Origin of the sequence: Serratia bockelmannii (assembly GCF_008011855.1) — a bacterium.
GTDB classification, from domain to species: domain Bacteria; phylum Pseudomonadota; class Gammaproteobacteria; order Enterobacterales; family Enterobacteriaceae; genus Serratia; species Serratia bockelmannii.
Genome location: NZ_VOUX01000005.1, coordinates 42,703 through 55,778, shown reverse-complemented (window position 1 = coordinate 55,778; position 13,076 = coordinate 42,703). Strand labels below are relative to the sequence as shown.

10 protein-coding genes are annotated in these 13,076 nt (G+C 58.6%); 4 read left to right on the top strand and 6 right to left on the bottom strand.

The window, feature by feature from the left end; all coding sequences use genetic code 11:
- Positions 1-4: 4 nt before the first annotated feature.
- Genes FOT55_RS09030 through FOT55_RS09015 form a run of 4 tightly spaced genes read left to right on the top strand, consistent with a single transcriptional unit; the run spans position 5 to position 5,575 of the window.
- Positions 5-2,539 (top strand): fimbria/pilus outer membrane usher protein, encoded by a 2,535-nt coding sequence (locus FOT55_RS09030; RefSeq protein ID WP_147823382.1) that lies wholly within the window; start codon positions 5-7, stop codon positions 2,537-2,539.
- 28 nt (positions 2,540-2,567) lie between these two features.
- Positions 2,568-3,908 carry a fimbrial protein gene (locus FOT55_RS09025; RefSeq protein ID WP_038629212.1) on the top strand — a complete coding sequence of 447 codons (1,341 nt, stop codon included), beginning with the start codon at positions 2,568-2,570 and terminating at the stop codon, positions 3,906-3,908.
- The gene (locus FOT55_RS09020; RefSeq protein WP_187181936.1) at positions 3,908-4,657 is read left to right on the top strand and encodes a fimbrial biogenesis chaperone; all 750 of its coding nucleotides are present in this window, start codon (positions 3,908-3,910) and stop codon (positions 4,655-4,657) included. The genes FOT55_RS09025 and FOT55_RS09020 overlap by 1 nt, the downstream gene beginning before the upstream one ends.
- Before the next feature lie 45 nt (positions 4,658-4,702).
- A complete protein-coding gene (locus tag FOT55_RS09015) occupies positions 4,703-5,575 on the top strand; it encodes a hypothetical protein (RefSeq protein ID WP_147823381.1) in 873 nt (290 codons plus the stop codon).
- Between the two features lie 140 nt (positions 5,576-5,715).
- Here FOT55_RS09015 and hutU read toward each other — a convergent pair whose 3' ends face one another.
- The 6 genes from hutU to FOT55_RS08985 form a co-directional block, all read right to left on the bottom strand.
- On the bottom strand, positions 5,716-7,410 hold the full coding sequence (gene hutU, locus FOT55_RS09010; RefSeq protein WP_147823380.1) for a urocanate hydratase: 1,695 nt from the start codon (positions 7,408-7,410) through the stop codon (positions 5,716-5,718).
- Positions 7,411-7,489: 79 nt separating this feature from the next.
- Entirely contained in the window at positions 7,490-8,902 is a 1,413-nt protein-coding gene (locus tag FOT55_RS09005) for a UbiD family decarboxylase (protein WP_147823379.1), read from the bottom strand.
- A gap of 12 nt (positions 8,903-8,914) precedes the next feature.
- Complete coding sequence (locus tag FOT55_RS09000; RefSeq protein ID WP_141997797.1) at positions 8,915-10,147, bottom strand: MFS transporter; 1,233 nt, start codon at positions 10,145-10,147, stop codon at positions 8,915-8,917.
- 17 nt (positions 10,148-10,164) lie between these two features.
- A complete protein-coding gene (trpF, locus tag FOT55_RS08995) occupies positions 10,165-11,385 on the bottom strand; it encodes a phosphoribosylanthranilate isomerase (protein ID WP_147823378.1) in 1,221 nt (406 codons plus the stop codon).
- Positions 11,345-12,433 (bottom strand): anthranilate phosphoribosyltransferase, encoded by a 1,089-nt coding sequence (gene trpD / locus FOT55_RS08990; protein WP_049209208.1) that lies wholly within the window; start codon positions 12,431-12,433, stop codon positions 11,345-11,347. The genes trpF and trpD overlap by 41 nt, the downstream gene beginning before the upstream one ends.
- A complete protein-coding gene (locus tag FOT55_RS08985) occupies positions 12,430-13,044 on the bottom strand; it encodes a cysteine hydrolase family protein (RefSeq protein WP_049209209.1) in 615 nt (204 codons plus the stop codon). Before FOT55_RS08985 ends, trpD begins: the two co-directional genes overlap by 4 nt.
- Positions 13,045-13,076 lie beyond the last annotated feature (32 nt).

The window sequence follows — 13,076 nt, the reverse complement described above, 5'->3', positions numbered from 1 at the left end:
TTTCATGTTCGATGCTCGCAAAGCGACGCCGCTGCCCGCACGCTGGTGTTGCGCGCTGCTGGCGCTGCCGCTGGGCTGCGCCGCCGCCGACGGCTATACCTTCGATCCCACGCTGCTGCGCGGCAGCGTGCTGAGCAACAGCGCCCTGAGCCAGTTCAACCAACAGGACGCCGTCGCCCCCGGCAGCTATCAGATCGATCTGTATCTCAACGGCCAGTTTCTCGAGCGCGATCAAATTCGCTTCGTGCGCGAAGGCAAGCAGGTGTTGCCCTGTTTCGATCGGCCGCAGCTGACGCGCTTCGGGCTGAAAAATCCGCCGGCGGCCGCCGAAGCAGAATGCCTGCTGCCTGGGCGGGATCTGAAGGATATCGCGGTGAGCGCGGACATTTCGCGGCTGCGGCTGGATCTCAGCATTCCGCAGGCGCTGTTGAACGGCCAGCCGCGCGGCAGCGTCAATCCCGCCAGCCTGGACAGCGGCGAATCGATGGCCTTCGTCAATTACAACCTCAACCAGTACCACGTCAGCTACCGACAGGGGCAAACCCGCGATCTCGACTCGACCTACGCCAACCTGAACGGCGGGTTCAACCTCGGGCTATGGCGCTACCGCCAGCAGTCCAGCTACCGCTACGATCGGGAGTTCGGCGGCCACCTGGACACCAGCCGCCGCTACGTGCAGCGCGCGATCTTGCCCTGGCGCAGCGAAATGCTGTTGGGCGAAGGCTTTACCGACGGGCACTTCTTCTCCGGCCTGGGCTTTCGCGGCATTCAGCTCAGTTCGGACGACCGCATGCTGCCGGATTCACAGCGCGGCTATGCGCCGGTGGTGCGCGGCGTGGCGAAAAGCAACGCGCGCGTGACGGTGCTGCAGGGCAAAAGCACGCTGTATGAAACCACCGTCGCACCGGGGCCGTTCGCCATCAACGATCTGTACGCCACCAACTACGCCGGCGATCTCACCGTGGTGGTGACCGAAGCCGACGGCAGCGTCAGCACCTTCACCGTGCCGTTCGCCGCGGTGCCGGAATCCATCCGCCCCGGCCAGTCGCGCTACTCCGCGATCGTCGGCCGTTCCCGCTACGTCGGCGACAACGATCTGTTCAGCGAAGTGACCTGGCAGCACGGTCTGACCAACGCCCTGACCTTCAACCTCGGCAACCAGCTGGCGGACGGCTACCAGGCGATGATGCTGGGCGGCGTGTACAGCAGCTGGCTGGGCGCCTTCGGCATGGATACCACCTATTCCCACGCCAGCCTGCCGGACGGCGGCGCCTCCGGCTGGATGCTGCACCTCTCTTACAGTCGAACCTTCAGCCCGACGGACACCACCTTATCCATCGCCGGCTACCGCTACTCTACCGAAGGCTTTCGCGATCTCAGCGACGTGCTCGGCGTACGGCGCGCCGCCACTACCGGCCAAAACTGGCAGTCCGACTCCTACCGCCAGCGTTCGCGTTTCGAGGTCGCCGTCAATCAGGGGATGGGGGCATTCGGCAGCCTGACGATGTCCGGCTCGACTCAGGACTACCGCGATCAGCGCGGCCGCGATAATCAGCTCCAGTTGGGTTGGGGGAAAACCTTCGGCAACGGCGTGGCGCTTAACCTCTCCGTCACCCGCACCCGCAGCCTGGGCGACAGCAACGGCGACTACCGCGGCTACGGGCCGCTGGACAACGTCTACAGTGCGCCGCTGGCGCAGAACACGCAAACCGTCACCGCCCTGTCGCTGAGCTTCCCGCTCGGACGTTCATCATCCGCCCCCAGCGTCTCGCTGTTGGCCAACCACAGCCAGGGTCAGGGCGGCAACTATCAGGCTGCGCTGTCGGGCAGCGTCGGCGACGAGCAGCCGGTCAGCTACGGCCTGAACTTCACCACCGACGACGATCGCCAACAAAGCATCTGGGGCGGCAACCTGCAAACCCGCCTGCCTTACGCCAACGTCACCGGCTCGTTCTCCACCGCGCGCCAGTACCGACAAGGCTCCCTGTCGCTGCAGGGCGCCGTGGTGGCGCACCGCGGCGGCGTGACATTAGGGCCGTATGTCGGCGATACCTTCGCCCTGATCGAGGCGCCCGGCGCCAGCGGCGCACGGGTGATGGACGGCCAAGGGGCGCGTGTCGATCGCTTCGGCTACGCCCTGGCGCCGTCGCTGGTGCCCTATCACTACAACACCGTCGCGCTGAACCCCGAGGGCATGAACGACAAAGCGGAACTGGAAGACGGCCAGCGCCGCGTCGCCCCGTACGCCGGCGCCACGGTGCGCCTGCACTTCAACACCGTGCGCGGCCAGGCGCTGCTGATCACCGCGCAGCGGCCCGATAACGCACCGATCCCGATGGGCGCCAACGTCCTTGACACGGCAGGCAACAGCGTGGGCATGGTCGGCCAGGCCAATCAGGTATATCTGCGCAGCGATAAGCGCGCCGGGGAACTGACGCTGAACTGGGGCGACGCGCCCAGCCAACAGTGCACGCTGCATTACCGCTTGCCCGCCGGGGAAGACGGCCCGATTCAGCGGCTCAGCGCCCCATGTCGCTAGCCCATTAAACGTATTCTCAGGAGAGACGATGAAACGTATTGCTTACCCGATCGCCGCCCTGGCGCTGCTTGCTCTGTCGCTGTTCGGCGCGCCCGCCGCGCTGGCCCAATGCACCCGAGTCGCCCCCTGGATCGATTCCGGTTGCGATCCCTGCGGGGTGGGCACGGCGCTGGGCCGGGTCAATCTGACCAGCACTTACCTGCAGCCCGTCGGTACGCCGCTCGGCACCAGCGTGTTCGATCTTACGTCCGGCACGCGCTATCCGGATCCCAACAAGGTGTTGTATGAATGCGACGCTAGCGATGCGGGGCAGATCTATGAAGTCTTCGCCACCAACGGCGACGATCGCGTCGGCGGCTATTACGATCTGGGCGCCCAGGACGGCAACCCCAACTACTACGCCACCTACTTCCCTTACGTCGGCATCCGCCTGACCCACCTGGATTCCGGCAAGGTTTTTACCCGCTACTGGCAGTCGGCGCCGATTACCCGCTACGCCACCGTCGGCAGCAAAATTCAGATCCGGGTGAAAGACTTCAGCGCCATCCGTGCCGACCTGATCCGCATCAGTTCGCTGCCGGGTGCGGGCGCCAGCAACTACTGTGGCTACAGCGCCGGCAACCCGCTAGTGGGCATGGCCTCGACCACCGGCAATTCGAACTATACCTGCACGCAGCCGAACGGCTATGTCACCTTTCAGGGGCCCGGCATCGCCTCGGATCCTATCGGCAGCGACTCCGCCACCAACTACGCCACCTGGGGCACCGGGCGGTGGAACGCGATGGGCATGGGCACCGCACCGATCTCCTCATTGACCTATACCGCCACCTGCGTGGCGCGCAACGTCACGCCGCTGGTGATCCTGCCGACCCTCTCCGTCAGCCAGCTGACCGCCGGGCAAACCTCACAGGCGCAGTTCACCCTCAATATCGAATGTGACAACGCCGCCGTGTCCGGCGTCAGCAGCAACAATACCGCCCTCGGCCTGCAGGTGCCGTATGAAAGCTATGTCGCGGCGCAGCGGCTCGGGTTAGTCAGCGCCAACGGCGGCGTGAGCTACCTGCTCTCCAGCGGCTACGGCACCGACAGCAGCGTCGCCACCGGCGTGGGTATCGCGCTCGCCAACGCCGGCAACGGCGCGCCGATGAACTTCGTCGGCTGGGCGCGCTGCAGCGCCGGGCAATGCCCGCAAGGTAATGACGCCGGCTGGTACCCAGTGCTTAACGGCGCCAGCGGCGGGGGCAGCACCGCGGCGGGGTTTACCCACTACACCACCCAACTCACTGCCACGCTCGCCCGGCTGCCCGGGCAGACCGTCACCGCGGGCAAAGTGGACGCCAGGGCCTACGTCTGGGTTAAGGTGCAATGATGAGAAAGAAATATCTGACGATGGGATGCGCCCTGTTGCTGACGCTGGCGACCATGGGCGCGCAGGCGGGCATCATCGCCTCCGCCACGCGGGTGATCTTTCACGAGGGCGAGACGGAAAAAACCCTGATGCTGCTCAACACCAACGGCTATCCGATCGTAGCGCAAACCTGGGTCGATAACGGCGACGTCAACGCCGCCCCCGAACTGTCCCGCGCACCGTTTGTCACCCTGCCCAGCGTATTCGCCCTGCCGCCTTCCGCGCTGAAAGGGCTGCGGATCCTGTTTGCCGGCGCGAGCCTGCCCACCGACAGGGAGTCGGTGTTCTGGCTTAACCTGTATGAGATCCCGCCCAGCCGGCCGATCACGCCGCCGCAGGCGTCGCGCGTGACGATGGCGATGAACACGCAGATGAAAATCTTCTACCGCCCCAGAGCGCTGAAGGGAAACGCCGACAACGCGGCCGAGGCCGTTTCGTTCACGCTGCAAAAATCACCGCGTGGCTATCTGCTGCGCTGTCACAACCGGTCGGCGTTTTATCTCTCCTTCGCTCGCATCGCCGTGCAAACCGACAGGCGCGATGCCCCGGTGCGGCAAGAAAGCGACATGACGACCGCGCCATTCAGCACGCGGGATTATCACCTCGACGGCGTTGCGGCGTCGGGGCTCCCCTCTCAGATCACCGTTCAGGCCACCCTCATCAACGACCAAGGCCAACAGATCGTCAAGTCATACACAGCAAACCCATAACGATAAAAAGCAGCACATTTTTTTTAAGTACAGGAAATAGGGAAAATGAGTCTAAGCAGATTCCAGCTACAGTTTCACCTGGAGAAACAGGCCAACATCATCAGGCAGTCACCGGCGTTTCACGCCGCCATCGTCAAACACGGGGAGTTATTAAAAGAGACCTACAAGAAACATCCGCTGTTTTATAAAATCATCTTCAGGAACAGCCGGTTCATCATTTGTTCCACCATCCTGTCCATTTATTACCACCAGCCCGACGCCGGGCTGAAAGACGTCAAAGCCTTTTTTAAAGGAAAGAACATGATCAGCGAGAACTCCCTGGACTCCTTTCTGTTCTTTTTGCGGGTCGGCCGGCGACTGGAGGTCAAACCCTGCGAACATGACAAACGCCAGCTGCGCTATAAGCCTACGCCGCACGCGCTGGCGGAAACCCAGGCGCTGATCGCCTCCATGGCGCGGCCCTATCAGGCGCTGGCGCCGCAGATGCCCATCGCGGCGCTGCTGGCGGCGCCCGACTTTCTGCCCACCTTTTTCGCCGCCTACGGGCAACTGATGCTCAAGGAGATCTACCTGATCGATCTGGTGCCGCAATCCGGACTGTTTATCAGCAAGGACGCCGGCCACATGGTGCTGCTGATGCTGCATATCGAAAGCATCCGGCAGGACTCCCCCTTTCTGCTGCTCTCCTCGGCGAAAATCGCCAAGTCGTGCTCCGTCTCACGCGCGCACGTGAATCGCATTCTGCAGGCGGCGGAAAAATCCGGCCTGCTGACCACCACCAATAACGTGGTGATCGAACTCAACAGCTCGTTCTTTATCATGGCGGAGCGCTACTTCAGCCTCTATTTCGCGATGGTCGAATGCGGGCTTGAATGGGTTTGGCAAAACTGGCAAGAAGGCCAGACAGCAAAACCGTAAGTTGACGCCAAGACTAAATCGTCACATGCCAAGAGGTGAAATACTCACAAGACAGGCAATACAGTGTAAAAATCATCCTATAGAGAAATAGCGGTTCTACCTTATAAGAACCGCTATAAAGCCTCAATATGCTCTTATTCTCAAAGCATCGGCAGTTTCAATCCAAACCTTTTCGCGGCAGCAACGGCTTGCTCATAGCCAGCATCGGCATGGCGCATCACGCCGGAACCGCAGTCGTTGACCAACACCCGAGCAAGCCGCCGGTCAGCCTCCTCACTGCCATCGCACACGATCACCATTCCCGAATGCTGCGAATATCCCATCCCCACACCGCCACCATGATGCAAACTCACCCAGGTAGCGCCGCCCGCAGTATTGAGCAATGCATTCAGCAACGGCCAATCGGAAACGGCATCGGTTCCATCCTTCATGCTTTCGGTTTCACGATTGGGGCTGGCGACGGAGCCAGTATCCAGATGATCTCGGCCGATAACAACCGGCGCGCTAAGCTCCCCTCTACGCACCATCTCGTTGAAAGCCAGGCCTGCCAGATGACGCTCGCCCAACCCCAACCAACAGATACGCGCCGGCAATCCCTGGAAAGCAATGCGCTCACGCGCCATATCCAGCCAACGATGGATATGCTGGTTTTCAGGAAACAGCGCTTTAACCTTGGCGTCCGTTTTGTAGATATCTTCCGGATCGCCAGATAACGCCACCCAGCGAAACGGCCCTTTGCCCTCGCAAAACAGGGGGCGAATATAAGCCGGTACGAAGCCAGGAAAATCGAAAGCATTTTCCACGCCCATATCGCGTGCGACCTGGCGAATATTGTTACCGTAATCAACAGCCGGCACACCCATGTCAACGAAATCAAGCATTGCCTGCACATGAATGGCGCAGCTAGCGGCTGCGGCGTCAGCCAACCTGGCATGCTGCCCCGGATCGCGTTGCGCTGCTTTCCACTGCGCCACGCTCCATCCCACCGGCAAATAACCGTGGATCAGGTCGTGCGCAGACGTCTGATCGGTAACCAGATCGGGTCGGATACCGCCTGCATGCGCGCGTTTGACCAGTTCAGGTAACACCTCTGCGGCATTGCCTAGCAGGCCTATAGAAACCGCCTGTCCGGCCGCCGTGTGCTCCTTGATCAAGGCGATAGCTTCATCCAGATCTTTTGCCTGTTTATCGAGATAGCGCGTACGCAAACGAAAATCCAGGCTACTCTGCTGACACTCTATATTCAACGAAACCGCGCCGGCCAATGTCGCTGCTAACGGTTGCGCCCCGCCCATCCCCCCCAGCCCGGCGGTGAGGATCCAGCGTCCGGTCAGATCCCCGCCATAGTGCTGGCGGCCCGCTTCGGCAAACGTTTCAAACGTACCCTGCACAATGCCCTGGCTACCGATGTAGATCCAACTACCGGCAGTCATTTGCCCGTACATGAACAATCCCTTGCGATCAAGCTCGCTGAAGTGTTCCCAATTGGCCCACTGTGGAACCAAATTAGAATTGGCGATTAACACTCGGGGAGCATCAGTATGGGTGCGGAATACTCCAACCGGTTTTCCGGATTGAACCAACAGAGTTTCGTCTTCATTGAGCTCTTTAAGTGAGGCCAAAATCTGATCGTAACATTGCCAATTGCGCGCAGCGCGACCGATACCGCCATACACAACCAGCCCTTGCGGGTTTTCGGCGACGTCGGGATCCAGATTATTTTGAATCATGCGATAGGCCGCCTCGGTCAGCCAATTTTTGCAGGTCAATTCGTTGCCCCTGGGGGCACAAATATTCCGGGTGGAATCGAAACGAGGATCGAGAGTATTCGTCATGGTTTGTCTCCTTCAACATGACAGACATCATGGTTCGCCAGCCTGGTCAGGCAGGCTACAGAAAGGCGTACCGCTCACATTAAAACGCCCGTTGAAAACGCCGCCGAGAGCTAAAAGGAACCGTACAATCAACGACGCATTTATTGACGAGCCCATTCGCATCACTCCCGCCATAAAGCGGCAATTGCGAGGGGTCAAGGGAAGTGCCGGGCAGCAAAGCGCTGACGTGAATATCGTGTTCAAGTCGGGCGCGCGTACTCATAGCCCAGAGGACATCACGCTCCGAATAAGGGTCAACATCCTCATCCACCAGTAACACATTTTTGAGTGATGGCACCTCGCCGAGCAATCTCTTAGCTGCGTCGATAACGCGCAGGTCATCACCGCAAGCGCGTTTAGCGACTTGCAATACGGTAAACAAGTGACCGCCGCCGGAAGGCAGAGCCGCGACGCGACAAAACAGCCTCTCAAGTCCCTCTGTTTTTAGTCGGGCGAGCAGCGAACACTCTTGGCCTAAACCAAGTAAAATGGATTGCTCCACACCAGGACCCGACAGCGTCTGATATATCGCCCCGGCGCGGTGACTTAACGCCTGAACCTCCAGTGTTGTGGCCATACCACATGGCGAGCGATAACCCAGATACTCAGGTAAGGTAAAACCGGCCACCTCCGCTGTCTCCGGTTCTTTTTCCGCACCCAACATCCCTTCTATAACGATCTCGGCATGGTCGATATATCGCCCCGTATTGGCGTAACATGGCGCAACCTCCACCGCATTGCTGCGCAGAGCCCCCGCAACGCCTAACTCGTCGCTACCGTAAGAAAGACAAGGCCGAGTCAATACCGAAGCCAGATAAATGGCAGGATCAAGCCCGATATTGACGGAAATAGGCAGTTGCTCTCCGCGCGCCAGATGTGTCGAAAGCATACGTTGCAAGTGACCACGAGAGTCAATCGCCACCACTACCGAATCCTCTTTGAAGGTAATTCGGTGGTAAGAACAATTCGCGGCTCCGGTTCGATTATCGCGTGCATAGATCAACCCCAACGTCACCGTCGGCCCAGGATCATCTTGCAGATAACGTAGGATCGGCAACAAAGCCAGGATTTCAGCAGGCTTACGCACGTTGTGAAAGTTGCGTTCCTCCCCGCCCAGTAATCTGGGCGCTATCGGCCTACTCGCCGCCTGCAGCAACAACTGAGCATTTGATATGTCTGCGGAATAACGTCCGAAGGGATCCAAAAACAACCTACAACGGCGACGATTGCCAAACATCCCCATCAAAACGGGAAACTCGCCCCGTGTTGGTCGTCGATAAAGCCGTAACGGTTGCTCATCGGCAAACCAGGAACCGCCAGGCTGGCGATAGGCATCGAGAAAATCTTCAATCATCTCCACCTCGGGAGAAATCGATCTCTCCACCGGGGTAATCTCATCCCCTGCTTGCCGCAACAACGCCAAGGCAGAGCGCAAGTCATTAGGCAATAGCATTTGACTCCTCCCTCATCCCATCCGGGAAGTACAGCGAGAAGCCAAGACGATCCCCAACGCAGACAGCAGCGCCGCCATGCCAGCCAACGCAATAGACAACGTGTAACTCTGATACAGGTCATACAGCCAACCGGCGGCGCTACCCCCGCCAACGGCGGCGATCCCCACGGCGATATACAATGCCCCCAGAATGGCGCCCAGATTGGCGGTGCCGAACCATGTACTGGCCACTGCCGGGTACAGCGCAATACAGCCGCCGTTGGCCGCGCCGAACAGCAGCGCGAAAATCGCCAGCGCGGTAAAGCTGTGCGCCACACTCCAAAAACCGCATAACAGGGCCAAACTCAACGTGACGATAACCAAAAAACGCCGCGCGCCCATACGGTCGCCTATCCGCCCCAAAACCAGACGGCCGCCGATATTGCCCACGCCGATCAAACCGATGAGCAGATTGGCCTGCGTTGCATTTAGCCCCTGTTGTTGTGCATAAGGATTAATATGAACCAACGCCAGGAACAGTCCGATAGAGCCGAAAAATATCGCGATAAAAAACCACCAAAACTGAGCCTGTCTCGCCGCTTCTCGCAACGTAACGCTACCGTTAAACGCGGAACCCGGTATTAATGCCACCTCTACGGGACGAAGCCCATCGGGATATTCTCCCACGTCCTCTGGCCTGCCTCGCAAGACGAAGGCGGCAGATAATCCCAGCGCAGCGATAGCGACGGCGTAAACTTGTAGGGTGCTTTGCCAGGACAAATGCTGCATCAACCCACCAGCCACCATCGGCCCCACCAGCGTTCCCAAACCGGTGCCAGCCAGCGCTAAGCCGGAAGCCGAACTTCGATGAACGACGAACCAGCGTTGAATGGTTGAAACCGCCGGCACGTAAACCAACCCGACTCCCCCGCCAACCAACAGGCAAAACGTGAACAAAAACGCCGTCAGTGTCGACGCCAGCAGGCTACTGCCCAAAAAGCCTAGGGAAAGCAGTAAAATACCGATGCCGGTTACCGTCCTTACTGAAGTACGATCGCTCCAGGCACCGGAAAATACGCCGACGACGTAGTAAATTAACGCCGTCAACGAGAATATTGAGGCGGTAGAGAAACGCCCCGCGTCAAAATTCGCCTGTAATGCAGTAAAAAATGCGCCAAATGAATAGGCCGCACCGAAAATAACCGCCAGCAAAAGATGAACGGCGCCTACCATGTACCAACCGCGGAATTTCCTTTCCTTGATCATCACAGCCTCCTTTTTATTTAATAATTGACGCCGACAACGACCGAATGCTCGCCGCTCACATCCACTTCAATAAGCGATTGCACCGAGATCCCCGTCGCCTCGAACACGCGCCTGGCTCCACCATAATTGCGTTTTTCCACCACGCATAAGATGCCTGATACATCAGCCCCTGCTTTCCGCACTGCACAAACCAACCCCACCAATGTTCCGCCAGTGCTGATGAGATCGTCCACGATATAAACGTTATCGCCGGGCTCCACGCCGTTCAAAAAGAGGCTGCCGCCGGTATATTCGCAATCGAAATCAACCTGAACCTGTCCTTCAAGACCGGATGGGTACCAGCGGGCAATGCCGTATGGCAGGCCTGAAAGCAGCGAAACGGCAGCCAATAAACCGCCTCCTTTGTCTTCTTCCCCCACCAACTTGGTACCAGGTGGAAATTGCGCCGCATCGCAGACTCGCCTGGCTGCTTCACGCAAGAGTTCAGCCGGGGTTGCCGGGATCTGTTCCGTCAGAGCATTCAGCAGAAATCGCCGCCCTTGAATCTCCACCAAAGGCTGCCGATCAAAAGACGCCTTGAGGATGTCCTCTTGCCCACTCTCAGCCGGCACCTGCACGCGAAGGCGATCGGGATCGGCGACAGCGTCAAAAAAGGTTTGGAGTCGCACAGGGTCCTTACGGCGCGCGGACCGGGAGACGCCAGAACAGACATCAATGGCCGTGGGGAAGCAGTGCTGAATCAGATGGCTGACATTGCCGGTATGCAGTCCGCCCGCAACAATTACCGGCCGCACAAATGTTTTGTTTTTCAACAAACTCCAATCGAATGGCTTTCCAGAACCGCCGCTCAGCCCCTCGACCTGTGTGTCCAATAGGTATGCACTAACCTGATAGTCGTTTATCCTGTCCAGAGCCAAAGTGCTTTCGAGATGGAAACTTTTAATGACCGGGACATCAAATGCCTGGCAATACTCATTCGTTTCGTCACCCTGAAGCTGAATCGCTGCCAGGCCGCAATAACATATAATGTTTTGCACCCATTCCCTGGGTTCATTGACAAACACGCCGACCACCTGAGTAAAAGGCGGCAATCGTTCAATGATCGAACGGGCTTCGTCGGGCGAAACCTGACATGGACTTTGTGAAAAAATGAACCCCAATGCATTGGCCCCCGCGTTTAATGCCGCCAGAGCATCCTCAAGGTGCGTGATGCCGCAGACTTTCACTCTCGTTCTCATTCATCGTCTCCTTGAATCGTTTAAGAACCTGATACGCCCGCCCGTTATCCAATACTTGCCGCACGAGTTTCGCCGCCTCGCCAAAGGAGCGCGTCTTGCCGGCCAACACCAGCGCCGTCGCGGCGCTCACTATAGTCGCGTTGCGATAGGCCCCCCGCTCGCCGTTAAGCACTGCCAGGCAGATTTTCGCGTTACGCTCCGCAGCCCCCCCTCGCAACGCCCGTAATTCACAGGCAGGGACCTCAAAATCATCCGGCCGCACGGAAAACCGACCTATACAGCCATCACTTACACACAGGACCTGGGTTTCTCCCAAGCAACTGACTTCATCCAAATCTCCGGCACCATGTACGATAAAAGCCGTCACCTCGCCCAACCTCACCAGCGCCTCAGCCATGGGATACAAAAGCGAAGCATGCGCAACGCCTATCAGTTGGTGCGTCACGTTAGCAGGATGAACCAACGACCCACTCAGATTAAACAGGCTACGAACACCCAAAGCGCGCCGTACAGCAGTCAGCCGTTCAGGAAACGCATACCAAGACGAAGTAGAGAGAAACGCGAAGTTGCTCGTTGCCAACGATCGCCGCAGCCACGCTTCATCACCCTTGCGCGAAACATCAATGCCCAACGCCGACATCATGTCGCTGCTGCCGCTGACGCTGGTCACGCGACTATTGCCATGCTTGATCACTGGCACACCAGCTGCGGCCACAACCAAGGCTGCCGTTGTGGAAATATTGAAGGTCCCGCTCCGGTCTCCTCCAGTACCACCGATATTCAACGTAAGCGGCAAACCGCTTACCAATGGCCGGCAACGTGCCGCTATTGCGTCAACCGCACCGGCTATCTCGTCAGCGGACTCGCCCTTTTGTGCCATAGCGACGAGCAACGCGCCGATCTGCATATCATCCAATTGCTGTCCCAGCATGGCCTGGACCAGATCTCGGGTCTGTTCCCGGCTCAAGCTAAGCCGTTTTTCAACCAAGATTTGCAAGACGTTTCTGAATCTCTCTTCCAGCGGTTTTATCGACAGCGTTGCGCTCATGTCTCCTCCAATCCCGCCCGCAAGAGATTCATAACCTCAGTCAAACTCTGAATACGGCCAAATACATAACCGATGTTCTCAAGCGCCGCCTCATGTCGCACATGACGCGTCCCCGCGACGCACTCGCGCGGCACGATGACGCGATAATCTAATTGCATGGCGTCCTGAGCAGTTGCACGCACACAAACATCCGTGGCAACACCGGTCAGAACGACGGTATCTACTCCCATCCCGCGCAGCAAAAGATCCAGATCAGTGGCGAAGAACGCACTGTAACGGCGTTTGATTAATACCTGATCGCCAACCTGTGGGGACAAGTCTGCGATGATCTCAACGCCACGGCTTCCCTCGAGGCAATGAAGTATCTCGCCGTAGTCAAGCTCCCGGCCGAAGTCCACACGGTTGGCACGGTGACTTTCCTGGGTATAGATCACCGGGATGCCCGCGCCGCGCGCAAAGCTCAACAAAACTTGAAGCGACGCGATAATCGCCCTCCCTCCTTCGCAAGGAACAGGACCACCTTCATCCAGAAAGTCGTATTGCATGTCGATCACCAAAACGGCGAATCGACGTGTCCGATTGGGGGGCAGAGTTGTTTTTTGACGTTGCATCTTTCTCTCCATGAATGACCGCACGGTGCCGA

Coding starts and splice junctions, on each gene's coding strand:
- FOT55_RS09030 (WP_147823382.1), top strand. CDS start 5: ATGTTCGATGCTCGCAAAGCGACGCCGCTGCCCGCACGCTGGTGTTGC.
- FOT55_RS09025 (WP_038629212.1), top strand. CDS start 2,568: ATGAAACGTATTGCTTACCCGATCGCCGCCCTGGCGCTGCTTGCTCTG.
- FOT55_RS09020 (WP_187181936.1), top strand. CDS start 3,908: ATGAGAAAGAAATATCTGACGATGGGATGCGCCCTGTTGCTGACGCTG.
- FOT55_RS09015 (WP_147823381.1), top strand. CDS start 4,703: ATGAGTCTAAGCAGATTCCAGCTACAGTTTCACCTGGAGAAACAGGCC.
- hutU (WP_147823380.1), bottom strand. CDS start 7,410: ATGACGAATACTCTCGATCCTCGTTTCGATTCCACCCGGAATATTTGT.
- FOT55_RS09005 (WP_147823379.1), bottom strand. CDS start 8,902: ATGCTATTGCCTAATGACTTGCGCTCTGCCTTGGCGTTGTTGCGGCAA.
- FOT55_RS09000 (WP_141997797.1), bottom strand. CDS start 10,147: ATGATCAAGGAAAGGAAATTCCGCGGTTGGTACATGGTAGGCGCCGTT.
- trpF (WP_147823378.1), bottom strand. CDS start 11,385: ATGAGAACGAGAGTGAAAGTCTGCGGCATCACGCACCTTGAGGATGCT.
- trpD (WP_049209208.1), bottom strand. CDS start 12,433: ATGAGCGCAACGCTGTCGATAAAACCGCTGGAAGAGAGATTCAGAAAC.
- FOT55_RS08985 (WP_049209209.1), bottom strand. CDS start 13,044: ATGCAACGTCAAAAAACAACTCTGCCCCCCAATCGGACACGTCGATTC.